This window comes from Thiemannella venezuelensis, assembly GCF_014203605.1.
In the GTDB taxonomy this organism is placed as follows: Bacteria; Actinomycetota; Actinomycetes; order Streptosporangiales; family Streptosporangiaceae; genus Planomonospora_A; species Planomonospora_A venezuelensis.
Genome location: NZ_JACHJJ010000021.1, coordinates 144,196 through 170,023 on the forward strand (window position 1 = coordinate 144,196; position 25,828 = coordinate 170,023).

Annotated in this window: 25 protein-coding genes; 16 read left to right on the forward strand and 9 right to left on the reverse strand. The window is 72.6% G+C overall.

Going from position 1 to position 25,828, the window contains the following annotated elements:
* On the reverse strand, positions 1 to 1,736 hold a 1,736-nt coding region (locus FHS22_RS26945), incomplete at its 3' end, for a hypothetical protein (protein ID WP_184946069.1).
* 599 nt (positions 1,737 to 2,335) lie between these two features.
* Between FHS22_RS26945 and FHS22_RS26950 the strand changes: the two genes are divergently transcribed.
* From FHS22_RS26950 to FHS22_RS26985, 8 genes are all read left to right on the forward strand, one after another.
* Positions 2,336 to 3,337, forward strand: coding sequence for an ArsR/SmtB family transcription factor (locus FHS22_RS26950; protein ID WP_184946071.1), 1,002 nt, complete (start codon positions 2,336 to 2,338; stop codon positions 3,335 to 3,337).
* Between the two features lie 372 nt (positions 3,338 to 3,709).
* Positions 3,710 to 5,704, forward strand: coding sequence for a Xaa-Pro dipeptidyl-peptidase (locus FHS22_RS26955; RefSeq protein ID WP_184946073.1), 1,995 nt, complete (start codon positions 3,710 to 3,712; stop codon positions 5,702 to 5,704).
* Positions 5,705 to 5,901: 197 nt separating this feature from the next.
* The gene (locus FHS22_RS26960; protein WP_184946074.1) at positions 5,902 to 6,579 is read left to right on the forward strand and encodes a DUF4129 domain-containing protein; all 678 of its coding nucleotides are present in this window, start codon (positions 5,902 to 5,904) and stop codon (positions 6,577 to 6,579) included.
* Positions 6,580 to 6,682: 103 nt separating this feature from the next.
* Positions 6,683 to 7,075: a hypothetical protein gene (locus FHS22_RS26965; RefSeq protein ID WP_184946075.1), complete on the forward strand. Its 393-nt coding sequence runs from the start codon at positions 6,683 to 6,685 to the stop codon at positions 7,073 to 7,075.
* Positions 7,076 to 7,230: 155 nt separating this feature from the next.
* Complete coding sequence (locus FHS22_RS26970) at positions 7,231 to 8,211, forward strand: AAA family ATPase (protein ID WP_184946076.1); 981 nt, start codon at positions 7,231 to 7,233, stop codon at positions 8,209 to 8,211.
* Positions 8,208 to 9,458, forward strand: a complete 1,251-nt coding sequence (locus FHS22_RS39370) for a DUF58 domain-containing protein (protein WP_184946077.1) — start codon at positions 8,208 to 8,210, stop codon at positions 9,456 to 9,458. Before FHS22_RS26970 ends, FHS22_RS39370 begins: the two co-directional genes overlap by 4 nt.
* Positions 9,455 to 10,057, forward strand: a complete 603-nt coding sequence (locus tag FHS22_RS39035) for a hypothetical protein (RefSeq protein ID WP_184946078.1) — start codon at positions 9,455 to 9,457, stop codon at positions 10,055 to 10,057. Before FHS22_RS39370 ends, FHS22_RS39035 begins: the two co-directional genes overlap by 4 nt.
* 105 nt (positions 10,058 to 10,162) lie before the next feature.
* Positions 10,163 to 10,336, forward strand: coding sequence for a hypothetical protein (locus FHS22_RS26985; RefSeq protein WP_184946079.1), 174 nt, complete (start codon positions 10,163 to 10,165; stop codon positions 10,334 to 10,336).
* 27 nt (positions 10,337 to 10,363) lie between these two features.
* Here the strand turns inward: FHS22_RS26985 and FHS22_RS26990 are convergent, their stop codons facing one another.
* The 6 genes from FHS22_RS26990 to FHS22_RS27015 all read right to left on the reverse strand — a co-directional run bounded on the left by FHS22_RS26990 (position 10,364) and on the right by FHS22_RS27015 (position 15,480).
* Positions 10,364 to 11,128, reverse strand: a complete 765-nt coding sequence (locus FHS22_RS26990; protein ID WP_184946080.1) for a methyltransferase domain-containing protein — start codon at positions 11,126 to 11,128, stop codon at positions 10,364 to 10,366.
* 20 nt (positions 11,129 to 11,148) lie between these two features.
* Entirely contained in the window at positions 11,149 to 11,718 is a 570-nt protein-coding gene (locus tag FHS22_RS26995; RefSeq protein ID WP_184946082.1) for a TrmH family RNA methyltransferase, read from the reverse strand.
* Positions 11,719 to 11,775: 57 nt separating this feature from the next.
* Positions 11,776 to 12,387, reverse strand: a complete 612-nt coding sequence (locus tag FHS22_RS27000) for a class I SAM-dependent methyltransferase (protein ID WP_184946084.1) — start codon at positions 12,385 to 12,387, stop codon at positions 11,776 to 11,778.
* 185 nt (positions 12,388 to 12,572) lie between these two features.
* Positions 12,573 to 13,520, reverse strand: a complete 948-nt coding sequence (locus FHS22_RS27005) for a VWA domain-containing protein (RefSeq protein WP_184946086.1) — start codon at positions 13,518 to 13,520, stop codon at positions 12,573 to 12,575.
* Entirely contained in the window at positions 13,517 to 14,479 is a 963-nt protein-coding gene (locus FHS22_RS27010; RefSeq protein WP_338047969.1) for a DUF58 domain-containing protein, read from the reverse strand. The genes FHS22_RS27005 and FHS22_RS27010 overlap by 4 nt, the downstream gene beginning before the upstream one ends.
* Entirely contained in the window at positions 14,476 to 15,480 is a 1,005-nt protein-coding gene (locus FHS22_RS27015; protein WP_184946088.1) for an AAA family ATPase, read from the reverse strand. The genes FHS22_RS27010 and FHS22_RS27015 overlap by 4 nt, the downstream gene beginning before the upstream one ends.
* Before the next feature lie 104 nt (positions 15,481 to 15,584).
* Here FHS22_RS27015 and FHS22_RS27020 point away from each other — a divergent pair, with 104 nt between their 5' ends.
* Both FHS22_RS27020 and FHS22_RS27025 read left to right on the forward strand, forming a co-directional pair.
* Positions 15,585 to 16,349: a hypothetical protein gene (locus FHS22_RS27020; protein ID WP_184946090.1), complete on the forward strand. Its 765-nt coding sequence runs from the start codon at positions 15,585 to 15,587 to the stop codon at positions 16,347 to 16,349.
* A gap of 81 nt (positions 16,350 to 16,430) precedes the next feature.
* Positions 16,431 to 17,327 (forward strand): DUF2268 domain-containing putative Zn-dependent protease, encoded by an 897-nt coding sequence (locus tag FHS22_RS27025; RefSeq protein WP_184946092.1) that lies wholly within the window; start codon positions 16,431 to 16,433, stop codon positions 17,325 to 17,327.
* Here FHS22_RS27025 and FHS22_RS27030 read toward each other — a convergent pair.
* Complete coding sequence (locus FHS22_RS27030; RefSeq protein WP_184946094.1) at positions 17,297 to 17,938, reverse strand: response regulator transcription factor; 642 nt, start codon at positions 17,936 to 17,938, stop codon at positions 17,297 to 17,299. The two genes, FHS22_RS27025 and FHS22_RS27030, sit on opposite strands and share 31 nt — an antisense overlap.
* A gap of 413 nt (positions 17,939 to 18,351) precedes the next feature.
* Here FHS22_RS27030 and FHS22_RS27035 point away from each other — a divergent pair, with 413 nt between their 5' ends.
* From FHS22_RS27035 to FHS22_RS27060, 6 genes are all read left to right on the forward strand, one after another.
* A complete protein-coding gene (locus tag FHS22_RS27035; RefSeq protein ID WP_184946096.1) occupies positions 18,352 to 18,564 on the forward strand; it encodes a hypothetical protein in 213 nt (70 codons plus the stop codon).
* A 462-nt stretch (positions 18,565 to 19,026) separates the two neighbouring features.
* Positions 19,027 to 20,016, forward strand: a complete 990-nt coding sequence (locus FHS22_RS27040; RefSeq protein WP_184946098.1) for a LacI family DNA-binding transcriptional regulator — start codon at positions 19,027 to 19,029, stop codon at positions 20,014 to 20,016.
* A 271-nt stretch (positions 20,017 to 20,287) separates the two neighbouring features.
* The gene (locus FHS22_RS27045; RefSeq protein ID WP_184946100.1) at positions 20,288 to 21,679 is read left to right on the forward strand and encodes an ABC transporter substrate-binding protein; all 1,392 of its coding nucleotides are present in this window, start codon (positions 20,288 to 20,290) and stop codon (positions 21,677 to 21,679) included.
* Positions 21,680 to 21,748: 69 nt separating this feature from the next.
* The gene (locus FHS22_RS27050) at positions 21,749 to 22,675 is read left to right on the forward strand and encodes a carbohydrate ABC transporter permease (RefSeq protein ID WP_184946102.1); all 927 of its coding nucleotides are present in this window, start codon (positions 21,749 to 21,751) and stop codon (positions 22,673 to 22,675) included.
* The gene (locus FHS22_RS27055) at positions 22,675 to 23,646 is read left to right on the forward strand and encodes a carbohydrate ABC transporter permease (RefSeq protein WP_184946104.1); all 972 of its coding nucleotides are present in this window, start codon (positions 22,675 to 22,677) and stop codon (positions 23,644 to 23,646) included. Before FHS22_RS27050 ends, FHS22_RS27055 begins: the two co-directional genes overlap by 1 nt.
* Before the next feature lie 43 nt (positions 23,647 to 23,689).
* The gene (locus FHS22_RS27060) at positions 23,690 to 25,222 is read left to right on the forward strand and encodes a glycoside hydrolase family 13 protein (RefSeq protein ID WP_184946106.1); all 1,533 of its coding nucleotides are present in this window, start codon (positions 23,690 to 23,692) and stop codon (positions 25,220 to 25,222) included.
* A 154-nt stretch (positions 25,223 to 25,376) separates the two neighbouring features.
* On the opposite strand, the gene FHS22_RS27065 is transcribed toward FHS22_RS27060, so the two are convergent.
* Positions 25,377 to 25,828: EAL domain-containing protein (locus FHS22_RS27065; RefSeq protein WP_184946108.1), on the reverse strand; the 452-nt coding region annotated here is incomplete at its 5' end.

The following is a 25,828-nucleotide window of genomic DNA, read 5'->3' on the forward strand; positions in this document are numbered from 1 at the left end:
ACGCGGGCCGGCACGACTTGAGTCGGTCTGGGGCCGTATCCGGCGGCTTCCAGTTCGGCCATGCTATGGAACGGGATCTTCGCACCGCCGATGATTCCGCCCTGGCTGGACGAGCCCGCCTTCCTGAGCCGCGTCCCGTCAGCGATTTTCGTCGGCAGCGCCTTGAACGCGCGTGCCGGAATGGCACGAACGATGCGGCCCCAGTCGTTGCCGTAGCCGGCGTCGACGACCTCCTGCGGATTGGCGAACTCCACCCGCGCGCCGCCGACGATGCGCGCCACCGCGGTTCCCGGCCCCTGCACCAAGGTGCCGTCATCGGGGATGTCGGGACGTAGCTCATTGAACGCCCTGATGGGGATGGCCCTGACCTTGGAGCGCCAGTCGTTGCCGTAGCCGGCGTCGATGACCTCCTGCGGATCGGCGAAATTGATCCGGGCGCCGCCGACGACCTGGGCAACGGGAGTGGAGACCCCGCCTCCGGTGCCCTGCACCAGGGTCATGTCGGCCGGGACGCGCGAGCGGGCGTTGAACGCCCTGGCCGGGACGCCGCGGACCAGGCTCCGCCAGTTCGCGCCGTAGCCGACGTCGATCACTTCCTGCTCGCTGGCGAACGGGATGATCGCGTTACCCACGACCATCGCCACCGGGGTGGACACCCCCCCGGACGCGCCCTGGATCAAGGTGTTGTTGGCGGGGTCGAAGCCCAGCAACTGGTAACTGTGGGCACTGATCGCGACCACGCGGGAGGCCCAGTCGCCGCCGTAGCCGGAGTCGATGACCTCCTGCGGATCGGCGAACGGGATGAGCGCGCCGCCCACCGTCACCGCTACGGGCAGATCGACGCTCCCGGCCTTGGCCTGGACGAGGTGGCCGTCGGCGGGACGCTGGTTCATGTGCTCACGGGCGTCGATCGACCAGTCCGACACCTTCACCGGGCTGCCGCAGGTCACGGGTGCGGCGCAGGTGTCCTGCCACAGAGGCGCACCGCCGACGAACAGGTAGATCCGGCCCCGCTGGTCCACGGCTGTGGAGCCGTTGCGCGGTGTGGCGGGTCCGGCGTTGATCACCGCTTGAGTTGTGGGCCGCGACTGCGGCCGGCAGATGTCGTCCGCGCAGGTCGCCTGCCAGACGGGCGCTCCGCCGACCATCTTGTAGATGCGCTTGGTGTCGGTGGTGGCCAGCACCGTGCCGTCGGCCAGGCCGTGGACGGAGGTCACCGGCTGAGGAGCCGGGGGCTGGGGAGGCGCGGTCCCGCCGGGCGCCGGTCCGCCGCCGCCCCCGTACGTGAACTGCCAGTGCCTGCACACACTGTGCGGGTCCTTGTCCGCGTCCCACACGCATACTCCGGAGCTGTCCGGGAACGCGGCCGTTGCGATCAGGGTATTCCCGCACAGGTATCCCGATGGCGTGACCCACTGGCGATAGACGTTCCTCACCTGCATCAGCGCATACTGCTGAGCGAACTTGAACTGTCCCTTCGCGGTAGTGACCGTGACGGTGCGGGTGAAGCTGTCGTTCAGGGCCTCCGTGTCCTGGTAACCCACCTCACCGCCGAGCTCGATGACTTTCCCGAATGAGAGATCCGCCGAACCCTTGTACTGCCATGTCGCCGTCGCTTGGACGCCTTTCGTGAAGGCCAGCGTCTCGCTCACTGCCTCGTCGTTGTTGCCGACCCGGTACTTCTCCTCCCCGCTGAGCTTGATGTAAGGGCTGTCACTGACCACCTTCTCGCGCATAGTGATATAGGAGCACTTGTCGTGCGCCCAGTCGGCTCTGGCCGCTGTGGGATCGATCAGCCAGATGGACCCGGAGGCCACGAGGAGTGCGAGGACGGATAAAAGGCTTCTGAGCTTTAACATCTGCTTCCTGAGTCTCAAGGACCGGCCGGCTCCCGGAAACATGTCGAATGCCGGCGCCAGCGGCCGTCTGCGGTGTGTGCGGTCAGCTCGAAAGGACTACCGACCACAGAGTGGGCACGAGAACGGATCATTCGTGCACGGCGGTAAGCGGGCCGGCGTCGCCGCCGGCGGGAGGTGACGTCGTACGAGCCGCCTCAACACGATCCCCTTTCCCGCAAGAATGCGTGAAGCCGGACGTCGGGCCAGGCTGACGTGTGCGTTCGATGCGATCGACGCGCCGCCATGGCCGGAGCCGAACTGCGACATGAGGCCGGGCCGTCCTTTCCCCGTCGGAAAGCCGGCCCGCTCACTGTCGCAGGAAGAAACCACGCGCCGCGAGGCTTGTAAGTTCTGGCTTAACCGCGCCGCTCAGCGCCTCGTACGGCGGCGCGGTGACATGTTGTGACGGCGATACCGATGCCTGAGCGGGGGAGCGGATGCACCGGATTCATTTCACCGCCGACGATGTGGCGCGGGTGCGGGTGGCACCGACGCTGGGCCCCATGGCCGAGACCCTGTTCAGCCTGCACGCGCTGCGCGGGCGCACCGAGGAGGCGATGTTCGGTGCGTGGCGGCGCCGGGTGCGCGGTGGCCTCGACTCGCGGTCCGCGGTCCTGGCCGCCATCACACCCGCCCGGAAGCCGGCGTTCGACATGGTCTTCCTGGCGGGACCCAGCCGGGATCTGGCCGAGAGCGCCGAGACCTTCCTGGCCAGCCCGCGCCAGGCCGTACGGGCGGAACTGGACTTCTACGCGGGCCAGCACAGCCGGGTGCCGGCCGCGCTGGCGGGGCTCGTCGACACCCTCGCCGTCCGGCGAGAGGTCCTGTCCACGGTGGACGCCTACCACCGTGCCGCCATCGGCCCTCATTGGACGGGTATACGGGCGCACCTTGACGCTGAGCGCGCCCGGCGCGGCGCGATCCTGCTCGACCGGGGCATCGACGGTCTCCTGTCCGGCCTGCACCCGAAGATCCGATGGACGCCGCCGACCCTCCACGTCGACTGCGGCGACCGGTTCGACGCCGACTTCACCCTCGACGGGCGGGGCCTGCTGCTGGTGTCGTCGTTCTTCCTGCGAGCCCCGTCGGTGATGTACGACCCGAGAAACCCCGCCGACTGCATCGTGATCTACCCGGCCGCGCTCGGCGTCGACCATGCCGCGGGCATCTGGACGGCCGGTACATCGACGCAGGCGCTGGCCAACCTCCTCGGCCGCACCCGCGCGTCGGTGCTCACCGCCATCGCCGACGGCGTGACCACCACCGGGGCCCTGGCCCGTAGCCTGGACGTCTCGTCAGCGGCGATCAGCCAGCACACCACCGTGCTGCGCGAGGCAGGCCTGATCACGACCCGCAGGCATCACAACAACGTCCTGCACAACCCCACCCGGACGGGCCTGACCCTCCTCGACCGCGACCACACCCACCCGACTACCTGAAACCGGCCGCCCCGGAGTCTCGACCCTGCCGCCCGACAGGGCGAAGACGCGGCCACCCCCCGGGTTGCGCGGGAGAGGGTGTGACAGCGCCGCTGATCGTGGCGGGCATCGGGCCACTGGCCGACCGGGGCCGGGCCCTCGTCCTCCGCGCCGATCCGCGGCTCCGGGGAGACTCGCCCGGGAAGGAGACGGGATCTCCCATGTCCGCCGCGATCGTCCCGTCGCGGAGATTCGGAGGCTACCGGGGCGCCCGGCGGAATTCGAGAACCGAGTAGCGTTCGATTCGTTATATTCCGGATCTTGCGGGAGAAGATCCGGACGAGGAGATTGACGGCAGTTGTCAGATCTCCATCGGCTTTCGGAGCAACCCTCATGACCAGATGGAAGACCATCCTGCTCGCCCTGGCGGTGGCCGTCCCTGCGGGCGCCCTGCCCGCGGCGGCCGTACCCGCCGCGGCCGCGTCACCCGTGCCGCCGCCCGCCTCGCCCGCGCCACCCGCGCCGATCGAGAACGGCGAGACCCAGCCCGTCTACTCCCGGGCCGACGCCCTGACCGAGACCGTCTTCGTCGAGGTCGCCGGGACCGACAGCGACGCCGACGGCCGCCCCGACCGGGTCGCCGTCGACATCATGCGGCCCAAGGAGACCGCCGAGGGCCTGAAGGTCCCGGTCATCATGGAGGCCAGCCCCTACTACGCGGGCGGCAACGACGTGGCCAACCACGTCGTCGACCTCGACGGCTCCGACCCGGCCGGCATGGAGTACCGCCGCAACAAGTTCAACGACCTGCGCGAGGAGATGTTCGGCCAGGCCGAGGACCCGGCCGCCGCCCGCGCCGCCGCCGGCCCCTTCCCCGGCTACTACGATAATTTCTTCGTTCCGCGCGGCTACGCGATCGCGCTGGTGGAGAACGTCGGCTCGGGCCGCGCCACCGGCTGCCCGACCACCGGCCTGCCCAACGAGACCGCCGGGCCCAAGGCCGCGATCGACTGGCTCAACGGCCGGGCGAAGGGCTTCGACGCGGCGGGCAACGAGATCAGGGCGGACTGGTCCACCGGGAACGTCGGAATGATCGGCGTCTCCTACAACGGCACCCTGCCCAACGCCGTCGCCGCCACCGGCGTGCGCGGCCTGAAGACCATCGTGCCGATCGCGGCCATCTCCTCCTGGTACGACTACTACCGCGCGGGCGGCGGCGTCGTCGCCCCCGGCGGCTACCAGGGAGAGGACGCCGACGTGCTCGCCCGCTACGTCCTGACCAGGCAGAACGGCCAGGAGGTGTGCGGCGCGCTGATGGACCGGATCGAGCAGGACCAGGACCGCGTCACCGGCGACTACTCGCGCTTCTGGCACGAGCGCAACTACCTGCCCGACGTGCGCAAGGTCCGGGCGAGCGTCTTCCTGGTGCACGGCCTCAACGACTGGAACGTCAAGACCGAGCAGGCCGTGCAGTGGTGGGACGCGCTGGCCAGGCACGGTGTGCCGCGCAAGATCTGGCTGCACCAGGGCGCGCACTTCAACCCGTTCTCCTTCGCCCAGCGCAACGCCGAGTGGCTGCGCCAGCTGCACCGCTGGTTCGACTTCCACCTGTACGGCCTGCGCAACGGCATCATGGACGAGCCGCAGGCCGACGTGGAGCACGGCCCCGGCCAGTGGGCCCAGCACGCGGCCTGGCCGCTGCCCGGCACCCGGGACGTACGGCTCCGCCTGGCCGCCGGCACCGCGGGGCAGAACGGCACCCTGAGCCCGCACCGCCGCCACGGCCACGCCGTGGAGTCCTTCACCGACCAGAACACGCGCACCGCCGAGCAGCTCGCCGAGAACGCCACCGCCACCGACCCGAACCGCCTGGCCTACCTGTCGGAGCCGGTGGCCAGGGACGTCCGGCTCTCCGGAACCCCGGAGGTCTCGGTCAGGGCGGCCTTCAAGAACGGGCGCTCGCCCTACCTGACCGCGCTGCTGGTCGACTACGGCACCGACGCCCGCGCCTACGGCCGGGTCGCCTACGGGACCACCCCGGTCTGCTACGGACAGGGCGTCCCCGGCGACACCGGCTGCGCCCGCCTGGCCGAGCACGTCACGGTCACCGCCCCCTTCAAGATCATCACGAGGGGGTGGCTGGACGTCCGCAACCGGAACTCCGAGTCCCGGACCGAACTGCTGCGCGAGGGCCGGTTCTACGACTTCGACGTCGCCCTCCAGCCGAGCGACTACGTCGTCAAGGCCGGGCACCGGATCGGCGTCGTGCTCATCTCCACCGACTACGACTTCACCCTCCGCCTGCCCGCGGGGACGGAGGTCTCGGTCGAGCCCGGCGACAGCTCGGTCACGCTCCCGCTGGTCGGCGGGCGCTCGGCCCTGGGCTGACCGAACCGCCGGGACCGTACGGCGCCGCACTCGCCCGCGGCGCCGTACGGTCCCCCGCGACAGGCACGACCCCGTACGACCAGGACCCCGTACGACCAGGACCCCGTACGGCGGGCGCGGCGCCGCCCGGCGGCTTGACGGCGTGCCGGGCCGCTGATGTAGTGAGCCGCTGTACGCGCCGTTCAGGAGGTTCGCCGATGGAGCGCCGGAGCGGCTGGGGGCCGCTCGCACTCGCCGTCGCCGGGCTGCTCGCCGCCGGACTCGCCGCGGGCTGGATCGACCGCGGCGGAGGCTTCGGCCTGGGCGACACGCTCGGCTTCGACCTCACCCTCGGCCGTCCGGCCCCGTCCGGGACCGGCGGCCCTGAGAACGACCCGCCCCCGTCCGGCGGCGACGCGCTCGGGGAGTTCTCCTTCTGGACCGTGGTCGTCGCCGGGGCCGCGATCGCCGCACCGGTGATCGTCATGCTCGTCAGGATGATCCTCCGCGCCCGGGACGGGACCGCCGCCCGGCCCGGCCCGGTACCGGCTCCGGGTGAGCCGGAGGCGGCGGACCGGGCCGGAGAGGTGCGCGAGGCGCTCAGGGCAGGGCTGGCCGGCCTCGACGCCGGGGACGACCCGCGCCGCGCCGTGATCGCCTGCTGGCTCCGGCTGGAACACACCGCCGCCGGGGCCGGGACCCCGCGTGCGGCCGCCGACACCTCCTCCGACCTGGTCGCCCGGCTGCTGGCCGCGCACCGGGTCGGGCCGGGGGCGCTGGACCGGCTCGCCTCCGCCTACCGCCGGGCCCGCTACAGCCCGCGCGAGGTGGACGGCTTTCTGCGGGAGGAGGCCCGGCGGGCGCTGGCCGAGGTGGACGCGGAGCTGGCGTCGTGACCGGGCCGCCGGGGCGGTCACCCGGTGAGGGTGAGACGACCGGGCCGGGACGGTACGCCGGGCGAAGGGCCGCAAGGCGAGGCGACGGGAGGGAAGGGGAGGCGTGATCGGACTGCTGTGGCACGCCGCCGTGCTGGCGGCCGCCGGGATCGCGGCCTTCCTCCTGCTGCGGCGGATCCCGGCCGGAGCGCCCCGGACGCCCGCCGCCGAGCCGGAACCGCCTTCGGTGCCCGCGCAGACGTTCGCCGAGATCCGCTGGTGGGAGCGGCGGCTGGCCTCCGCCTGGGACGACCCCGGCAAGTACCCCTCGCTGGTGCGGGACCGGCTCGCCGACCTGGCCGCCGAACGGCTCCGCCTGCGGCACGGGGTGGGGGACCCGGCCCGCGCCGTGGAGATCCTCGGAGACGACCTCCACCGGCTGCTCACCGCTCCGGACGCGGCGCCCCCCACCCGGGCCGAACTGGCCCGCCTGATCACGCGCATCGAGGAGATATAGCCGTGCGGCTCCTCCGTCCCGGAAGGGAACGGCCTACCGGCTCCCCGACCGGGAAGGGCGGCGGCCGGGTCCCGGCCGTCGCCGGACCCGGGAGCCGTGACAGGGCAGCGATTCCCCCGCCGGGCGGACCCGGCGGTTTCCCCGATAGGAGAACCATGGAGCTCGCCGAGGTCGGCAGGAACGCACGAGAGGTGCTCGACCGGGTCAACACCGTCGTGGTCGGCAAACGCGACGCCCTGGAGCTGGTGCTGGCCGGGATCCTGGCGGGCGGGCACGTCCTGCTGGAGGACTTCCCCGGCCTGGCCAAGACCCTCACCGCCCGCTGCTTCGCGCAGACCCTGGGCCTGGACTTCGCCCGCCTGCAGTTCACCCCCGACCTGCTCCCGGCCGACGTCACCGGATCGTTCCTGTACAACCAGCGCGACGGCGACTTCGTCTTCCGCCGGGGCCCGGTCTTCACCGACCTGCTGCTCGCCGACGAGATCAACCGCACCCCGCCGAAGACCCAGGCGGCGCTGCTGGAGGCCATGCAGGAACGCCAGGTCAGCGTCGAGGGCGTCACCCACCGGCTGACGGCCCCCTTCCACGTGCTGGCCACCGCCAACCCGATCGAGTACGAGGGCACCTACCCGCTGCCGGAGGCCCAGCTCGACCGGTTCCTGCTCCGCGTCTCCTTCGGGTACCCGTCGGCCGAGGAGGAGCAGGCGATGCTCCGGCGCCGGATGGCCCGCCGGACCGAGGAGGCCGTGCTGGAACCCGTCGTCGACGCCGCCACCCTGACCGCCATGCAGGACGCGCTGGAGGACGTGGCCGTCGAGGACTCGGTCGGCCGCTACATCGTCGACCTGGTCTCCGCCACCCGCGACCACCCGCAGGTGCAGGTCGGGGCCTCCCCGCGCGGCTCGCTCGCGCTGCTGCTGACCGCCCGCGCCCGCGCCGTCCTCGACGGCCGCGACTACGTCGTCCCCGAGGACGTCAAACGGGTCGCCCCGGCCGCCCTGGCCCACCGCCTGAGCCTCCGCCCGGAGATGTGGCTGCGCCGCGTCGACCCCGCCGCGATCGTCGGGGAGATCTGCGACCGGACCCCGGCCCCCGCCTCCGGCGACCTGCCCACCTACACCGGCGCCCCCTCGTGACCTGGTTCCCGACCGCGGCCTTCCGCCGCGCCGCCGCCTTTCCGGCCGGGCTCTGCCTGGCGGCGGTGGCCCTCGGCCGGGTGGACCTGCTGGCCGTCGCGGTCCCGTTCGTGCTGGGCACGGTCCTGTCACTGCGCTCCCGCCCAGGCCGGGAACCCGCCGCCGAGCTGCGGCCGGACGGCGACACCGTCACCGAGGGCGGTACGGTCACCGCCTCGGTCACCGTGGACGGCGATCCGGAGACGGTCTGCGTGGTCCTCCCGGCCGCCTCCGCCGGACTCGGCCACGACCCCCGTCCCCAGGTGGCGCGGGTCCCCGCCGCCGTGCCGCTGGCCGCCACGGCCCGGCGCTGGGGCGTGCACGCCCTCGGCCCGGTCCGGGTCCGCTCGTTCGCCTGCGACGGGCTGCTGGAATGCCGCGACCAGGTACTGTCCCCCAGGAGCGTGCGGGCGCTTCCCTCCGCGGAGCCGTACTCCTCCCGCAGCTCCGCGCCGCGCGCCGCCGGGATGTCCGGGATCCACCGGTCCCGTACGGCGGGCGACGGAGGCGAGCTGGCCGGGGTCCGGCCCTACCAGCCGGGCGACCGGCTGCGCCGCATCGACTGGCGGACCACCCTGCGCGCCCGCGAGCCGTACGTGACCGCCACCAGACCCGAGCGCGACGCCGAGATCGTGATCCTCCTCGACGTGCTGCGCGACGCGGACGGCGGAGACGGGCGGCCCGGCGTGCTGGACGTCGCGGTCCGCGCCGCCGCCTCGATCGCCGAGCACTACACGCGCCAGGGCGACCGGGTGGCGCTGGCCGAGCTCGGCCCCCGGCTGCGGCGGCTGCGTCCCGGCACCGGCCGCCGCCACCACCTGGCCCAGCTCTCCTGGCTGGCCGAGGTCAGGCCGGCGGCCGGCGGGCAGGATCTGCTCGGCGACCGGCTGCTGGCCGCCGGGACGCTCTCCTCGGGCGCCCTGGTCATCATGCTCACCCCGCTGCTGGACGCGCGCAGCGCCGCCGCCCTGGCCGTCCTCGCCCGGGCCCGGCGCCCCCTCGTCGCCGTCGACACCCTGCCCGACGGCCTGCCGCGCCGCTCCGACGGCGAGTGGTCGGAGCCCGCCGAGCGCATCTGGCGGCTGGAGCGCGAGAACACCGTCGGCCGCCTGCGCGAGGCCGGTGTACCGGTCGAGGCCTGGCGGGGCTCGGGGAGCCTGGACGCGGTCCTGCGCGACGTGGCCCGGGTCGCGGCGGTGCTCCGGTGAGGCCCCCGGCCCGGTCCCGGTGGCGGCGGCAGGCGGCCCGGCCCCGCCCGCCCGCCGCCCCGGGACACGGCGGTGGCACGGCGGCCCCGACGCTCCACTCGCTGGCCTGGCGGGCGCTGGTCTGGGCCGCCGGGACGGCCGCCCTGCTCGTCGCCATGCCCCCGGACTACCGCGCCGGACCGGTGATGCCGCTGCTGGCCGCGCTGCTCGGCCTGCTGACGGCCGCCGAGCCCGAGGGCGGATGGGTGCTCGCGGCGCAGGCGACCGCGGTGGCGGCCTGGCTGCTCACGACCTTCGGGTACGGCTACGCCCCGTCGCCGGCCATGGGCCTGCTCATCGGCCTGCTGCTCTACCTCCACCACGGCATGGCCGCCGTCGCGGCGCAGATCCCGCCCTCGGCCCGCATCCCGGTGCCGATCCTCGTCGCCTGGCTGGCCAGGACCGGGGCGGTGAGCACCGCCTCGGCCGCACTCTGCCTGCTTCTCACCGTGCTCACCGGCGCGGCGGGCGCCGCCGTACCGGCCGCGGCGGCGGTCGTCCTGGGCGCGGCCGGAGCACTGGCCGTGGCCCGGGTCCTGCGCGCCGCGGGCCGGGGGTGACCTGGCCGCCCATCGCCGGCCCGACCCTGAGGGACGACCCTGGCTTGTCCCTGACTTCGGCCCGCGCGCCCGCCGCTGCGCCCCGCGAGCGCATACCGTGGAGCCATGGGACGAATTCTGCTGATCGTGGCGGCCGTGGTGGTCGCCTTCATCGTGCTCGGCTGGGTGCTGAGCTTCCTCGTCGGCCTGATCAAGTGGGCTCTGATCCTCGGACTGGTCGCCGCGGTGGTCATGTTCGCGACCCGGTTCTTCCGCCGTTCCCCCGGCGTCAGAGGGTAGGAACGCGTCCGTCCGCGCCTGCTGCGCTCAGGCGCGGGCGGTGAGGAACGTGCGGGTGAGAGCGGCGTGGAAGGCGCCGTCCGCCGAGCGGGAGTCCATCTCCGCCCGCCAGCGGGCGGCGGCCTCCGGGGCGAGCTTCCCGCGTGACACCGCCCGCTCCAGGGCCCTGTCGAGGTCGATGCTCCGGCGCAGTTCGGCCCAGGTGGAGAACCGGCCGGGCTCGTCGGCGCGGGTGATCGCGGCGAAGCCCGCCTCCCGCAGCAGCCGGTCCACCCGGTGGCCGATCAGCGGCTGGCGGATGCCCTCGGCGACGGCGCGGGCCACCGCCCGGCTGACGGCGGGCTCGGCGGAGTCGACGGTCAGCGACGCCCAGACGGGCTCGAACACGACCAGCCGCCCGCCGGGCCGCAGCACGCGGCGGACCTCCGCGACCACGGCCGCCGGGTCGGCGACGTGCAGCAGCACCCGCTCGATCCGGCAGCCGTCGAAGCTCCCGGCCGGGAACGGCAGGCGCGCCGCGTCGGCCTGGACGACCGCCGGGCAGCGGGCACGGCTGCGCGTGGCCATCTCGGCGCTGGCGTCGACGCCCACCGGGACGGCCCCCGCCCGGGCCAGCGACTCCAGGTCGTGGCCGGTCCCGCAGCCCACGTCCAGCACCCGCTCGCCGGGGCGGACCTCCAGCATGGCCAGCAGCCGGGCCTTGACACCGGCCATCGGCCCGTTGGCGTGATGGTCCAGGTAGGCGGCGAGCGCCGCCGGATCGGCACTGGCATCCACATGGGCGAAGGACACGGGCGGCCCCCTTTACCCCGCTACGGCCCTTCCGCGGCGGCGGCCGGCTCCAGGCCGGCCCACTCCTGCCGGCGGGCCTCGGCCACGGCGATGGCGGTCGCCACCGCGACGTTGAAGGACCCGACCCGCCCGACCTGCGGAATGTAGCAGACGGCGTCGGCGGCCTCCAGCAGGGCGGGGGAGCAGCCGTGGTCCTCGCTGCCCACCACCAGGCACACGTCTCCGGTCAGCTCCGCCTCGTGCAGCGGTACGGCGTCGCCGGTCAGCTCCACCGCGACCACCCGGAAGCCGTCGGCCTTGGCGGCGCGCACGGCCTCGGTGACGGGGACCGGCTCCTCCCAGGCGACCAGCCGGTCGGTGCCCAGCGCGGTCTTCTGCGCCTTGGGATTGGTCGGGGGAGTGGCGTTGCCGGCCAGCCAGACCCGCTCCACGCCGAAGGCGGCGGCCGTGCGGAAGATGGAGCCGATGTTGAACGGCCCGGTCACCGACTCGACGATCAGCGCGAGCCTGCCCTCGGTGTTCCTGCGCCAGGTGCGGTTGAGCCGCTTGACGTCGGTCGGCCGCAGCTGCCTGCGCGGGTTGGCGGTCATCGTCGGGTCACCATTCCTTGATCGTCCTCATCTGGCGGGGTATCGGGGTCGCCGTGCTCACGGCGCCGGATCCGCCTCCCGCGCCCGCACTTGGAGGATCCGGTAGGAGGAGCGGGAGGCCGTACGCGTGGCGGGCCAGCCCTGCTCGTTCAGCCAGCGCTGCAGGGAGTCGGAGCCCAGGTGCTTCTGGACCACCAGGTGGGCGACGCCGTCGGGGGTCAGGCGCGACAACCAGCGGGTCAGCATCTCGTGCAGGGCGGCCTTGCCGATGCGGATGGCCGGGTTGGACCAGATCGCGCCGAACCTGACGTCGGGCGGGACCTCGTCGACGTGTACTGACCTTACTTTGTCAAGGCGGGCGGCTCGGGCGTTCCTGGCGCACAGGTCCACCGACCGCCGGTTGACGTCCACCGCCCAGACCGTCGCCCCCGGCGCCCGCGAGGCCATGGTCAGCGCGATCGGCCCGTACCCGCAGCCCAGATCCAGCAGGTCCCCCTCCGGCGGGGGAGGGGGGACGCTCTCCAGCAGGATCCGGGTGCCCTGGTCGACCCGCTCGGGGGAGAACACCCCGCTGTCGGTCTCCAGCTTCAGGTGCAGGTCGGGGAGGACCAGCGTGACCGAGCCGGGACGGCCGGCGGTCTCGGGATTCTCCTCGAAGTAATGTGCCACCTGCTCATTGTCCCGCCTCCGGCACGCCGCTCCGGCCACCTCTCCTCCCCGCCGGTACGGCCAGCACGATCGCGCGGTGGATCAGCCACTCCAGTGGCCCGCGCCGGACCCGGCGGAGCCGGAGCGGTGGGAAGGCGGGCGCGAACGCGGTAGGCCCGCGGACAGGACGGCGGCAGCGTGCCCGCTCAGGGCAGGCGCGTCCCCAGCAGCATCGCCGCCGCGGCGGCCAGCAGGCCGGTCAGGACCGCCGCCGCGGCGAACCGCTGGCTGATCTCCTGGCTGACCGTCCGGTACCCCAGTGAGGAGCCGATCTGCTCGTAGACCTCCCGCAGCTCGCTGCCCGACTCCGCCTCGTAGGCCCGGCCTCCGGTGCCCTGGGAGAGAGTCTGCAGGGTGGTCTTGTTCACCGGGACGTTCACCTCGCGGCCGTCGATGGAGACCGTGCCGTCCTGGGTGCCGTAGGCGATGGTGGAGACCGGCACCCGCGCGTTCAGCGCCGACTCGATCGCCTCGGCCACCGAGCGGCCCGAGGTGTTGTCGCCGTCGGACAGCAGGACGATCGCGGCGGGCGGCGGGTCGGTGACGGCCCGCTGGTCGAAGGAGCGGATGGAGTCGATGGAGCTGAACACCGCCTCCCCGATGGCGGTGCCCGCCCGGGTGCTGAGGCCGGCCAGCGAGGTGGCCACGGCCTGGTGGTCGGTGGTCGGGGAGACGACGACCCCTGCGGAGCGGGCGAAGGCGACCAGGCCGACGTTGAAGCGCTCCGGCAGGTCCGTGACGAACTTCGCCGCGGCCTCCTTGGCCGCGGTGAGCCGGTTGGGCGGGACGTCTGCGGCCTCCATCGACAGCGAGACGTCCAGCGCGATGATGATGGTCGCCCGGTCGCGGGGGACCCGTACCGAGTCGGCGGGCCGGGCGGTGGCCAGGATCATCAGGCCCATCATCAGGAAGAACAGCACCGGCGCGACGTGGCGGCGCCGACCGGGGCCGGACGGGGCCACCAGGTCCAGCAGCGGCAGGTTGGTGAAGCGCACCGCGTAGCGGCGCCGGGCGAACTGGGCGGCCACGTAGCCGCCCGCGACGGCCGCGAGCGCGGCGAACAGCCAGAGCCAGGACGGGGAGAGGAAGGTCACCGGGTCGCTCCTGCCGTCGGGTGCCGGTGCGTCAGATGGGCCGTGCGCCGCTGCCGCAGGACGAACTGCGCGATGTCGGCGACCCAGTCGCGGTCGGTGCGCAGCACCAGGTGGGCCACGCCGCAGTGGCGCAGCGCCGTCCGGGTGATCTCCCGCTGCGCGGCCGCCGCCTCGGCGTAGGCCGCGCGGACCTTAGGGGTGAGCCGGACCTGGCGGCTCCGGCCCGACTCGGGGTCGGTGAGGTTGACCAGGCCCACCGGCGGAAGCTCCAGCTCGCGCGGGTCGACCACCTCCACGGCCAGCACCTGGTGGCGGGCGGCCAGCCGGCGCATCGGCCGCTCCCAGGGCAGCTCCAGGGCGGGGTCCAGGCCGGGCTCCGCGCCCAGGAAGTCGGAGACGACCACCCGGAGGCCGCGCCGGCGCCGCGCCGCGGCCAGCACCTCGACCGCCTCGGCCAGGTCCGGGGCGTCGGCCGCCGGGCGGCCGCGCGGCGCCTCCATCAGCGAGTGCAGCAGGCCGTACAGGGCGGTGCGGCCGCCCCGGGCGGGCATCCGGTGGATGTACTCGTCGTGCAGCACGTAGGCGCCGAACCGGTTGCCGGTCCGCCCCGCCAGGAACCCGATCGCGGCGACCGCGGCGACCACCAGGTCGCGCTTCTCCATCCCGGCGGTGCCGAAGTCCATGCTGGGGGAGAGGTCGGCCAGGACCCAGGTCTCCAGCTCCCGGTCGGCGATCAGGTCCCGGACGTGCGGGACGGACGTGCGGGCGGTCACCGCCCAGTCCATCCGGCGGATGTCATCCTCGCCGGGGACGTAGATCCGGCTGTCGCCGGCCTCGCTGCCCGGGCCGGGCAGCAGGCCCTGGTAGTTGCCGTGCAGCAGCCCGTCCAGCCGCCGCACGACGGTCAGCTCCAGCCGCCGCAGCGCCTGTTCCGCCGCCGTGTGCCCGTGCGGGGTCACCGGGAGCCCTGGTTCCAGACCACCAGGGGCGGCGGCACGGCGGCGAGGATCCGGCGGACCACGTCGTCGGGGTCCAGCCCGTCGGCGAGGGCGTCGAAGGTGAGCATCAGCCGGTGGGACATCACGTCCACGGCCACGTCGCGGATGTCGTCGGGGAGCAGGTAGTCGCGGCCCCGCAGCAGGGCCAGGGCGCGCCCGGCGGCGACCAGGCCGAGCGTGGCGCGGGGGCTGACGCCGATCTCGATGCTGTCCTCCAGCTCGACCATCCCGTACTCGGCCGGGGCGCGGGTGGCCATCACCAGCCGGACGACGTAGTCGGCGACGAGCTGGTGCACCGAGACCTGGTCGGCGAGGCCCTGCAGCGCGGCCAGCCGGGGCGGGTCGAGGACCGGCCGGGGGACGGGCGGGGCGACGCTCATCCGGTGCAGGATCTCCAGCTCCTCGTGGGCGCTGGGGTGGGCGACGCGGACCCGGAACAGGAAGCGGTCGCGCTGCACCTCCGGCAGCGGGTAGACGCCCTCGGACTCGACGGGGTTCTGGGTGGCCAGCACGACGAACGGCCTGGGCAGCGGGTGGGTCTGCCCGGCCAGGGTCACCTGGCGCTCGGCCATGACCTCCAGCAGCGCCGACTGCACCTTGGCGGGGGCGCGGTTGATCTCGTCGGCGAGCAGGAAGTTGACGAACACCGGCCCGAGCTCCACGTCGAAGGCCTCGCGGGAGGGGTGGTAGACCCGGGTGCCGACGATGTCGCTGGGCACCAGGTCGGGGGTGAACTGGATGCGGGCGAAGGTGCCGCCCACCACGGTGGCCAGGGTGGAGGCGGCCAGGGTCTTGGCGACTCCGGGCACGCCCTCCAGCAGGCAGTGGCCCCGGGCGAGCAGCGCGACGAGCAGCCGCTCCACCATGTGCTCCTGGCCCACGATGACGCGCCTGACCTCGGCCAGCGTCTCGCGCAGCAGCCCGGTGTCGGTCTCACCCGGCAGTTCTTCGGCGACGGTCATGCAGACATTCCACCAAACAGGACGCCGCCTGGCGCGGCTGGTCGGATCCGGATTTCCTGTTAGTACCCACCGGAGGCGGGGTGTGATCACCGTCGTGTGCTTTCATGGCAGACGTGGCCAGTCCGCTCCAGTACGGTGACCCGCCCCGGCTCGGGCCCTTCGTCCTGCAGGCCCGCCTGCGGGTGGGGCCGGCGGGCCTGGTCTACCTCGGGCAGGGCCCCGACGGCCGGGCGGTCTCGGTGGCGGTGCTGACCAGGGGCGCCGCGCAGGACCCGGCGGCCCGCGACCGCTTCGTCACCGGCATCCAGGAGGCGATGGCGGGCCGCGGCGGGGTCCGGGGGTGGATGGCCAGGGCCGCGCGGGGCCGTACGGCCCTGGCCGACACGGCGCCGCCGGTGGTCGCCATGGGCGGCGGGACCGCGCCGTGGGTCGCCACGCCGTACGAACCGGACAGGGCCGGGGCCGAGCGGTTCCTGGAGCCGGTCCTGGTGCGCGGCACGCTGATCGGCGAGCGGCACGGCCCCGACTTCGCGCCGCACTGGGTGGGCGACCGGCTGCCCGCGCTGCCCGCCCTGCCCGGGGGCGCCCCGCCGGCCACCGAGACGCGCCGGTCGGTGGTCATCGCCGGGGTGGCGCTGACCGTCCTGCTGGTGCTCCTGGCCGTGATGCTCTGGCTGCTGCTCCGCCCGGTCGAGGAGATCGAGCGGTTCCCCACGCAGCTGCCGGCGACGTCGTTCGATCCGACCCCGCCGCCGGTGCCGGCGACCCCGGACCCCCGGCAGCCCACGCCCTCCCCGTCGCCGTCCGAGAGCGGGACGGGCACTCCGGGCCCGGAGGAGGGCGAGAACGGGGACGGCGGCGAGATCTGAGCCCGAGATCCGGGCCATGGCCTCCGGCTCTCCGGAAAAGCGCTTGAGCCTCACGTAACGTGAGTCCCTACCGTCGGATCCATGGAAATCATCGTTCACGACACCCCGCGGGCCATGCTGGCCCTGGCGGAGCTCCCGCCCGAACGGCGCGCCGACGCGCTGCGCGACATGCTGGCCCCGATGCGCGGGGCCGTCCCCGTGCCCGGGGACATCGTCGACCTCCACCACCAGGGAGGCGGTTTCCGGGTCGACCGCGACGACGACCGCTACCTGCCCGCGCTGCGCCGCCTGGTCGCCGAGGACGTCCGCGGCCAGATCGAGGCCGCCCTGGCGGGCGCGTGGAAACACCTGTCCGGCGCGGTGCCGGGCGTCAAGGGGCCGGACACCCTGCAGGTCATGCTCGTGCTCGGCGACCCCGGCAACGATTACCTGATGGACGTCGCCGGCGGCTACTACGGCATGGGCGGCGCGCCGGGCTGGCTCTACCTGCTGGCCTGGCCCTCCGACGAGGTGATCGGCCGGATCGCGCACTGCGCGGTGCACGAGTTCCACCACCAGGTGCGCTACCACAACGTGGAGTGGAACCCGGTGACGGTGACCGTCGGCGAGCATGTGGTGGCCGAGGGGCTGGCCGAGGCGTTCGTGCGGGAGCTGGGCGGGACGGAGGCGATGGGCCCGTGGTCGGCCATGGTGACCGGCTCCGAGTTCGACCGGGCCTACGAGAAGATCGTCGCTGACGCCGGGCTGGCCGGGATGGCGCACACTCCGGCCTACGTGCTGGGCGACACGGCCGCGCGCCGGTTCGGCCAGGAGCCCGTCGGTGTCCCGGACATGGCGGGGTACGGCGTGGGCCTGCGCATCGTCGACGCGCACCTGGCCGCCTCCGGCCTGACCGCGGCGCAGAGCAGCGTGCTGCCCGGCGCGGAGATCCTGCGTTCCGCCGGGGTTCAGCCGGGGGAGACGAAGCCCGACTCGTAGGCCGCGATGACGGCCTGCGTGCGGTCGCGGGCCTCCAGCTTGGCCAGCACGTTGCCGACGTGGGTCTTGACCGTCTCGGTGCTGACGACCAGGTCGGCGGCGATCTCCCCGTTGGACAGCCCCCGGGCCATCAGGCGCAGCACGTCGCCCTCCCGCGCGGTCAGCCGTCCGACGCCGGGGACCCGGCGGGCGGTCTGCCGCCGGGCGGCGAGGGCGCGGATGGCGGAGGGGAACAGCAGCGAATCGCCTCCGGCGACGGTGCGGACGGCCCTGACGAGGTCGTCGGGGCGGGTGCGCTTGAGCAGGAAGCCGCTCGCCCCGGCCTGCAGCGCCTCGTAGACGTAGTCGTCGTTCTCGAAGGTGGTCACCACGACGACCTTGGGCGGTTCGGGCAGCGCGACCAGCAGCCGGGTCGCCTGGATCCCGTCCATCATGGGCATCCGGACGTCCATCAGGACCACGTCGGGCCGGTGCTCGCGGACCACGGGCAGCACGGCCGCCCCGTCGGCCGCCTCGCCCACCACGGTGAGGCCGGGTTCGGAGTCGATGATGATCCGCAGCCCTGTCCGGATCAGGTCCTCGTCGTCGGCGATCACCACGCGCAGCGTCATGCCCCGACCCTAGAGGGCCTTCCCGCGGCCCGGCCCCGGCAGGGCCTCCGGCCCGTGCGGGTGCGGACAGGTCGCTCGGGGAATCGGCGCTGCCGGCCGCAGGGCACCCGCATCGCCGACGGGGCCGGCGGCGTCACCGACGAGGCCTGGGCGGACGCCGCCGAGCACTACGACGAGAACCAGCTCGCCGCCCTGGTGTCCCTCATCGCCCTCATCAACGCCTTCAACGCGCGAACGTCATCGTCCGGCAGCCGGCCGGCGACTACCGGCCCGGTCGGTTCGGATGACGGCGGTGCCCGGCCGGCGCCGCGGGGCCCGCCCCGGAACCCGTCCGCTCCGCCGCGGAGCGGACGGCCGCCTCCCTGCGGGGCGGGTCGCCGCGTTGAGCCGCGGTCTCGGGGTATGGACAGCGGATGAGCAAGCGAGATGAGCTCCGTCAGGTCGAGGCGGACCTGGAGCGGTTGCGCGCGGAGGTCGCCGCCCTGCGGGACCAGGTCGGGGAGATCGGCGCCACGGACGCCGTGGAGCGGTCACAGATGATCAACATGGCCGACGAGCAGCAGGGCCTGATCACCGAGCTGGAGGCGCGCAGGGAGGCGCTGCTGGGCTCCCTGGGCGGGGAGTGACGCCGCCCGGGCGGGGACTCGCCTGGGCGGCGCACCGGCTCCGGGCCCTGTCGCGGCCGGATCGGGTCCGCCGGCGGCGGACGCGGGGGCGGCCGGTCCGGCAGCGACGGCCAGGACGGTCGCGGTCACGGCTGCGATCAGCGGTGAGAGAGCCGTGCGGGGTTCTCATCCGTTCCTCTGTCTCGTTCGCGGAACGACGGGCATGACCGGGTGCTCAGGTGATCTCGGCTGTTTCCAGTAAGAACAGTTGACCGAACCGTAAGATACTCGATGATTATTAACAAAATTTCAACTTATCCTCGCAAAAATCTCGCCTTACTGAGCTGTGGGGCGGGATCGCGTCATCGTCTCCCGAAGAGGCGGAAGGAGGAGGGAAGTCTGTTCCGTGCCCTGCAAAGGAGTGGCGCTCGATGAGCGCAAGTCCGTGCAAATGGTTGCACTGATTGTCGTATAGTTTGCGGCATGACGCGACGACTTGCAGAGGTGGCCAAGAAGGTCGGGGTGAGCGAGGCGACGGTCAGCCGCGTGCTCAACGGGAAGCCCGGCGTGTCCGAGGCGACCCGCGAGGCCGTGCTGACGGCCCTGGACGTGCTCGGCTACGAGCGGCCCACCCAGTTGCGCGGCGACCGGGCCCGGCTGGTCGGCCTCGTCCTGCCCGAGCTGCAGAACCCGATCTTCCCGGCCTTCGCCGAGGTCGTCGGGGGCGCGCTGGCCCAGCAGGGGTTCACCTCGGTGCTGTGCACCCGGACCGTGGGCGGGGTGTCCGAGGCCGACTACGTGGACCTGCTCCTGCAGCAGCAGGTCTCGGGGGTCGTCTTCGCCGGCGGCCTGTACGCCCAGGCCGACGCCTCCCACGAGCACTACGAGCTGCTGCGGGAGCGCAGGCTCCCCACGGTGCTGGTCAACGCGGCCGTCGAGCACCTGGGCTTCCCCCAGGTCTCCTGCGACGACGTGGTGGCCGCGGAGATGGCGATCGGGCACCTGAAGGCGCTGGGCCACGAGCGCATCGGCATGGTGCTCGGTCCCAGGGACCACATGCCCTCCCGCCGCAAGCTGGAGACGTTCCTCGCCTCGGGCGGTGATCCCGCGCTCGTCGAGCACACGATGTTCTCCCTGGAAGGGGGGCATGCGACGGCGGCCAGGCTGCTGCGGAACGGGGTCACCGGCGTCGTGTGTGCCAGTGACCTGCTCGCGCTCGGCGCGGTGCGGGCGGCCCGCCGGTCGGGGCTGTCGGTCCCCGGCGACGTCTCGGTCATCGGCTACGACGACTCGGCGCTGATGAACTGCACCGAGCCGCCGCTGACCACGGTGCGCCAGCCGATCGACGCGATGGGGCGGGCGGCGGTGGACCTGCTGACGGCGCTGATCGACAGGGCGGTGGTCCCGGCCGACGAGCTGCTCTTCGAGCCGGAGCTCGTCGTGCGGGCCTCCACGGCGAGGCCCTCGCCCTGAGTCCTCGACGCCCCGGCTCCGGCCCGGGGCCGGGCGGGCCCGCGCCCGCACCCCAGAGGGGGTGACACGTGACCGTGTCACCTCCTCTTCGCGTTGCCGGACCTGTGCCGGGCGACTCCGTACCAGCATGCCGCGTAATTCAGTCGTTATGTTGCAATCTTCTGTCGAAAGATTGCACGGATGTGTCGTGGAGCCTATCGTGAGGGCCACGCCGGGGCGGCTCGCCTGTCTCGCTCCGCCGGCGTCCATCCGCATCAGAAGGGTCAGCTCCATGACGAGATCCGGCTATCGCAGAACCGCGGGACTGCTGCTCGCGACCGCTCTCGGCCTCACGGCGTCGGCGTGCGGTTCGGGCGAGAAGCCCGCGCAGGACAACGCCCGGCCCACGGCCGAGGGCTCCGCCGCCGGACCGGTGTCGATCACCGTCAACTGCATGCCGCCGAAGACGAACAAGGCGCAGCGCGCGACCTTCCAGGAAGACCTCGACGCGTTCCAGAAGCTCAACCCGAACATCAAGGTCGAGAAGGCCACCGACGCCTTCCCGTGCTACGAGCCCCGCACGTTCGAGGCCAAGCTGGCCGGCGGCCAGCTGGAGACCGTCTTCTACGTGAACTTCCCCAACGTCGGGCGCCTCATGGAGAGCGGCCAGGCCGCCGACATCACCCCGTACGTGGGCGAGCTGAAGACCTTCAAGGACTACAACGCCTCCATCGAGATCTTCAAGAAGGACGGCAAGATCTACGGCCTGCCCACCGACGGGTACGGCATGGGCCTGGTCTACAACCGCGAGGTGTTCACCAAGGCCGGCCTCGACCCGAACAACCCGCCCAGGACCTGGGCGGACGTGCAGGCCGCGGCCAAGAAGATCGCCGCCCTCGGCCCCGGCTACGTGGGCTTCGGCGAGTACAGCGGCAACAACGTCGGCGGCTGGCACTTCACCGCCTCCCTCTACGGCCGCGGCGGCGACGTGATCTCCCCCGACGGCGAGAAGGCCGCCTTCAACACCCCCGAGGGCAAGGCCGTGCTCGAGAACCTCAAGCAGATGCGCTGGACCGACAACAGCATGGGGTCCAAGCTCTACATCGACTGGCCCGCGCTGATGAAGGCGATGGCCGGCGGCAAGATGGGCATGATGATCGGCGCCCCCGACGTGCTGATCGGGCTGCGCAACGACTTCCAGGCGAAGTTCGAGAACTACACCGTCACCTCCCTGCCCGAGGCCAAGGCGCTGTTCAACGGCGGCGCCGGCTACATGATCAACCCCAAGGCCACCCCCGAGCAGATCCGGGCCGGCCTGAAGTGGATCGAGTACGAGTTCCTCACCCCGGGCAAGGGCCAGCTCGACTACGTGCGGGCCAAGGGCGCGAACCTGACCGTCGGCCAGCCCTACCCCGACCTGTACGGCGCCGACACGCCCTCCGGCCAGGAGGTCCTGAAGCTGCGCACCGAGAACGCCAACGTCGACCCCGGGCAGTTCGCGCTCTGGGTCGAGGGGTCCAAGGGCATCCCGGCCAAGGCCGAGCCGGGGCCGTACGCGCAGGAGATCTACGCGATCCTCGACACCCCGATGTCCGCGGTGCTGACCCGCCAGGACGCCGACATCGACAAGCTGCTCGCCGACGCCGAGGCGAAGGTCAACACCCTGCTGGAGCAGAAGGGCTGACCCGCAGGAGCCGGGGGCGGCGGCCCGGCCGCCGCCCCCGGCCATCACCTCGAGATCGGAAGAACGACAATGACCACAACCGGCATGCGCGCCGCGCGGGGCTCCCGCGGACGGCCCCCCACCAAGCGGCGGCGCGCCGTACGGCGGAACGTCACCGCCTACGGATTCCTCTGCGGAGCGCTGATCTGCTTCGCGTTCTTCTCCTGGTACCCCATGGTCTGGGAGGTCGTGCTCAGCTTCCAGCGGACCAACTTCGTCGACCCGCCCGTCTGGGTGGGGCTGGAGAACTTCGTCACGGTCCTCCAGGACGCGGCCTTCGGACCCGCCTGGAAGAACACGGTGATGTTCACGGTGCTCGCCCTGGTCTTCGGGTACGGCGTGCCGTTCGTCGTCGCCCTCGTCCTGAACGAGCTCCGCCACGCCCGGGCCTACCTGAGGTTCGTCGTCTACCTCCCGGTGATGCTGCCCCCGGCCGTCGGCGTGCTGCTGTTCCAGTGGTTCTACGAGCCCGAGTACGGGCTGTTCAACCAGGTCCTCGGCTTCTTCGGACTGCCGGGGCTGGACTGGCTGAACTCCACCGACACCGCGCTGGTCTCCCTGGTCATCGTCTCCACCTGGATGAACCTCGGCACCGGCACGCTCATCTACCTGGCCGCGCTGCAGACGATCCCCGGAGAGCTGTACGAGGCCGCCGAACTGGACGGCGCCGGCCTCTTCAAGCGGATCTGGCACGTCACGATCCCGCAGACCAAGCTGATCCTGCTCGTCATGCTGCTGCTGCAGATCGTGGCGACCATGCAGGTCTTCATCGAGCCCTTCCTGCTCACCGGGGGCGGCCCGGAGAACTCGACGGTCAGCGTCGTCTACCTCATGTACCAGTACGCCTTCAACTTCGGGAACATCAACGGCGGCAACGCGCTCGGCGTGATGCTGATGATCGTTCTCATGGTCTTCTCGGCCATCTACCTGCGCGTCTCGCGGGAGGACAAGAGCTGATGCCGAATCTCACCGCCGTGTCCAAGGAGCCCAGGCGATCCGCTCCGCCCGCGGCCCCGCCGGTTCCGCCGAAGCGGCCGCGCAGGAAGATCCAGCAGGAGTTCCGCACCGTCGTCTCGCCGCACCAGCTCAACTCCCGCCGGGGCCGCGCCGTCTACTGGACCGTCCTGGCCGTCGTCGTCGTGAGCTTCACCGCGGCCTTCGTCTTCCCGCTGTACTGGATGGTCACCGGGGCGATGAAGAGCACCGAGGAACTCGTGCAGATCCCGCCGACGTTCCTGCCGCCGGAGTTCTCGCTCGACGCCTACGCCGAGGCGTGGGAGCTGATGGACCTGGGCCTGCTGCTGGGCAACACCGCCCTGTACGCCGGCGGGGCCTGGCTGTTCACGCTGGCGATCGACGTCACCGCCGCCTACGCCCTGTCCAAGCTCCGGCCGGTGCTCGGCAAGCTCGTCCTGGCCCTGATGCTGGCCACGCTGATGATCCCGCCGATGGTCATCATGCTGCCCGCCTACCTCACCGTCAAAGAACTGCCGCTGCTGGGCTGGGACCTGCTCAACACGCCGTGGGCGATCTGGCTGCCCGCGGCCGCCAACGGGTTCAACATCTTCCTGCTCAAGCGCTTCTTCGACTCGATCCCGCGGGAACTGCTGGAGGCGGCCGAGATCGACGGCGCCGCCCCGGCCCGCATCCTGTGGTCGATCGTGATCCCGATCTCCCGCCCGATCCTGGGCGTGGTGTCCATCCTCACCGTGGTCAACGTCTGGCGGGACTTCGTCTGGCCGCTGCTGGTGCTGACCGACAGCGAGAAGATGTCGGTCAGCATCGGCATCGCGAGCCTGTCGTCGCAGATGCCGCAGAACGTGCTCATCGCCTCACTGGTGATCGCGAGCATCCCGACGATCGCCGTGTTCTTCCTCTTCCAGCGTCACATCATGGCGGGTCTCACCGCCGGAAGCCTCAAGGGCTGACATCTCTATCACCAAGGCCTACCAGCAAGGAGTCGTGTTCAGCATGCCGGAAACGTGGTGGCGGGGGGCCGCGATCTACCAGGTCTACCTGCGTAGCTTCGCCGACGGAAACGGTGACGGAGCGGGGGACCTGACCGGGCTGCGCTCCCGCCTGCCGTACCTCGCGGACCTGGGGATCGACGCCGTCTGGCTGAACCCGTGGTATCCGTCGCCGATGGCCGACGGCGGCTACGACGTCGCCGACTACCGGGACATCGAGCCGGTCTTCGGCACCCTGGCCGAGGCGGAGGAGTTCATCCGGGAGGCCCACGAGCTGGACATCAAGGTCATCATCGACGTGGTGCCCAACCACAGCTCGACCGCGAGCGCGTGGTTCCAGGAGGCGCTGGCCGCGGAGCCGGGCTCGCCGGCCAGGGAGCGGTTCTGGTTCCGGGACGAGCCGGGCGACTGGAAGTCCATCTTCGGCGGGAGCGCCTGGTCGCAGGTGCCCGACGGTCAGTGGTACCTGCACCTGTTCGCTCCCGAGCAGCCCGACTTCAACTGGACCAACCCGGAAGTGCACGCCGAGTTCCACGACGTGCTGCGCTTCTGGTTCGACCGGGGCGTGGACGGCATCCGCATCGACTCGGCCGCGGTGCTGGTCAAGGACTTCGACGGCGGCGACCCCGACGGCTACACCGACCTGGACGAGGTCCACGAGGTCTACCGGAGCTGGCGCCGCCTGGCCGACGAGTACGACGGGCGCATGCTGGTCGGCGAGGTGTGGTTCCCCGACCAGGAGCGCTTCGCCCGCTACCTGCGCCCCGACGAGCTGCACACCGCCTTCAACTTCGACTTCCTGGCCTGCCCCTGGGAGCCGGACGCGCTGCGCCGCTCGATCGGGCAGACCCTGGCCACGCACGCCCCGCTCGGCGCCCCGCCCACCTGGGTGCTGTCCAACCACGACGTCGCGCGCGTGGTGACCCGGTACGGCAGGGCCGACACCTCCTGGGACCACGGCGCCCGCAGGGACGGCGTCCCCTCCGACCTGGAACTGGGCCACCGCAGGGCCAGGGCCGCCGCGCTGCTCGCCATGGCGCTGCCCGGCAGCGTCTACATCTACCAGGGCGAGGAGCTCGGCCTGCCCGAGGTGGACGACATCCCCGGAGAGCTGCGCCAGGACCCGATGTGGGCCCGTTCCGGCCGCACCGTGCCGGGCCGGGACGGCTGCCGGGTGCCGCTGCCCTGGTCCGGGGAGGAGCCGCCGTTCGGCTTCGGCACGGGCGAGCCGTGGCTGCCGCAGCCGGAGGACTGGCGCAAGCTCACCGCCGAGGCCCAGGCCGAGGATCTCGGCTCGACGCTCAACCTCTACCGGGCCGCGCTGCGCCTGCGTCGCGACCGGCTCGGCGACGGCACGCTCACCTGGCTGGACCTGCGGCCGGACGTGCTCGCCTTCACCCGGGAGTCCGGGCTGACCTGCGTGGTCAACCTGGGCCCCGACCCGGTACGGCTCCCGCCGCACGGGCGGGTGCTGCTGGCCAGCGGCCCGCTCGACGGGGAGGAACTCCCCTCCGACACCGCGGTCTGGCTCACCTGACGGACGTCCGCGCGCCGCGCCCCGGTCCCGGACCCGCGGCAGGAGGGCCGGGCACCGGGGGAGGCGCTCGTCCGCGCACCGGACGGCGCATGATCGCGCCGTCCGGTGCGGCCGGCGTCTCGGCGCGGTCGCGCCGGCCCGGCGACCGGGAGCTTCAGGCCGCCTCGTATCCGGGGGTGGTGTGCAGGAGGTCGTCGATCTGGTCGGCGGTGGCCGGGGGGGAGAACAGGTAGCCCTGGGCCAGGGGCGAGCCGAGTTGCTGCAGCAGGACGGCCTGGTCGTGGGTTTCCACGCCCTCGACGATGGTCTGCAGGTGCAGGCTGGCCGACAGTTCCAAGATGGCCTTGGTGAAGGCGCGGGTCTGGGCGTGGTCGGCGGCGGTGGGCGCGGTGGTGAAGGAGCGGTCGATCTTGAGGATGTCGACCGGCAGGGTGCGCAGGTAGGCCAGGGAGGAGTAGCCGGTGCCGAAGTCGTCCAGGGCGATGCGGATGCCGTGGTCGCGCAGGCGGGTCAGCACGGCGATGATGCGGGTGGTCTCGGCCGGGGTGGTGGCCAGCAGCATGCTTTCGGTGATCTCCAGGATGAGGGCGGCCGGGGGCAGGCGGT

Excerpts from the sequence above, each read along its gene's own strand:
- FHS22_RS26950 (WP_184946071.1), top strand. The coding sequence starts at position 2,336 with ATGCACCGGATTCATTTCACCGCCGACGATGTGGCGCGGGTGCGGGTG.
- FHS22_RS26955 (WP_184946073.1), top strand. The coding sequence starts at position 3,710 with ATGACCAGATGGAAGACCATCCTGCTCGCCCTGGCGGTGGCCGTCCCT.
- FHS22_RS26960 (WP_184946074.1), top strand. The coding sequence starts at position 5,902 with ATGGAGCGCCGGAGCGGCTGGGGGCCGCTCGCACTCGCCGTCGCCGGG.
- FHS22_RS26970 (WP_184946076.1), top strand. The coding sequence starts at position 7,231 with ATGGAGCTCGCCGAGGTCGGCAGGAACGCACGAGAGGTGCTCGACCGG.
- FHS22_RS26985 (WP_184946079.1), top strand. The coding sequence starts at position 10,163 with ATGGGACGAATTCTGCTGATCGTGGCGGCCGTGGTGGTCGCCTTCATC.
- FHS22_RS26995 (WP_184946082.1), bottom strand. The coding sequence starts at position 11,718 with ATGACCGCCAACCCGCGCAGGCAGCTGCGGCCGACCGACGTCAAGCGG.
- FHS22_RS27015 (WP_184946088.1), bottom strand. The coding sequence starts at position 15,480 with ATGACCGTCGCCGAAGAACTGCCGGGTGAGACCGACACCGGGCTGCTG.
- FHS22_RS27020 (WP_184946090.1), top strand. The coding sequence starts at position 15,585 with ATGGCAGACGTGGCCAGTCCGCTCCAGTACGGTGACCCGCCCCGGCTC.
- FHS22_RS27025 (WP_184946092.1), top strand. The coding sequence starts at position 16,431 with ATGGAAATCATCGTTCACGACACCCCGCGGGCCATGCTGGCCCTGGCG.
- FHS22_RS27030 (WP_184946094.1), bottom strand. The coding sequence starts at position 17,938 with ATGACGCTGCGCGTGGTGATCGCCGACGACGAGGACCTGATCCGGACA.
- FHS22_RS27035 (WP_184946096.1), top strand. The coding sequence starts at position 18,352 with ATGAGCAAGCGAGATGAGCTCCGTCAGGTCGAGGCGGACCTGGAGCGG.
- FHS22_RS27040 (WP_184946098.1), top strand. The coding sequence starts at position 19,027 with ATGACGCGACGACTTGCAGAGGTGGCCAAGAAGGTCGGGGTGAGCGAG.
- FHS22_RS27045 (WP_184946100.1), top strand. The coding sequence starts at position 20,288 with ATGACGAGATCCGGCTATCGCAGAACCGCGGGACTGCTGCTCGCGACC.
- FHS22_RS27050 (WP_184946102.1), top strand. The coding sequence starts at position 21,749 with ATGACCACAACCGGCATGCGCGCCGCGCGGGGCTCCCGCGGACGGCCC.
- FHS22_RS27055 (WP_184946104.1), top strand. The coding sequence starts at position 22,675 with ATGCCGAATCTCACCGCCGTGTCCAAGGAGCCCAGGCGATCCGCTCCG.
- FHS22_RS27060 (WP_184946106.1), top strand. The coding sequence starts at position 23,690 with ATGCCGGAAACGTGGTGGCGGGGGGCCGCGATCTACCAGGTCTACCTG.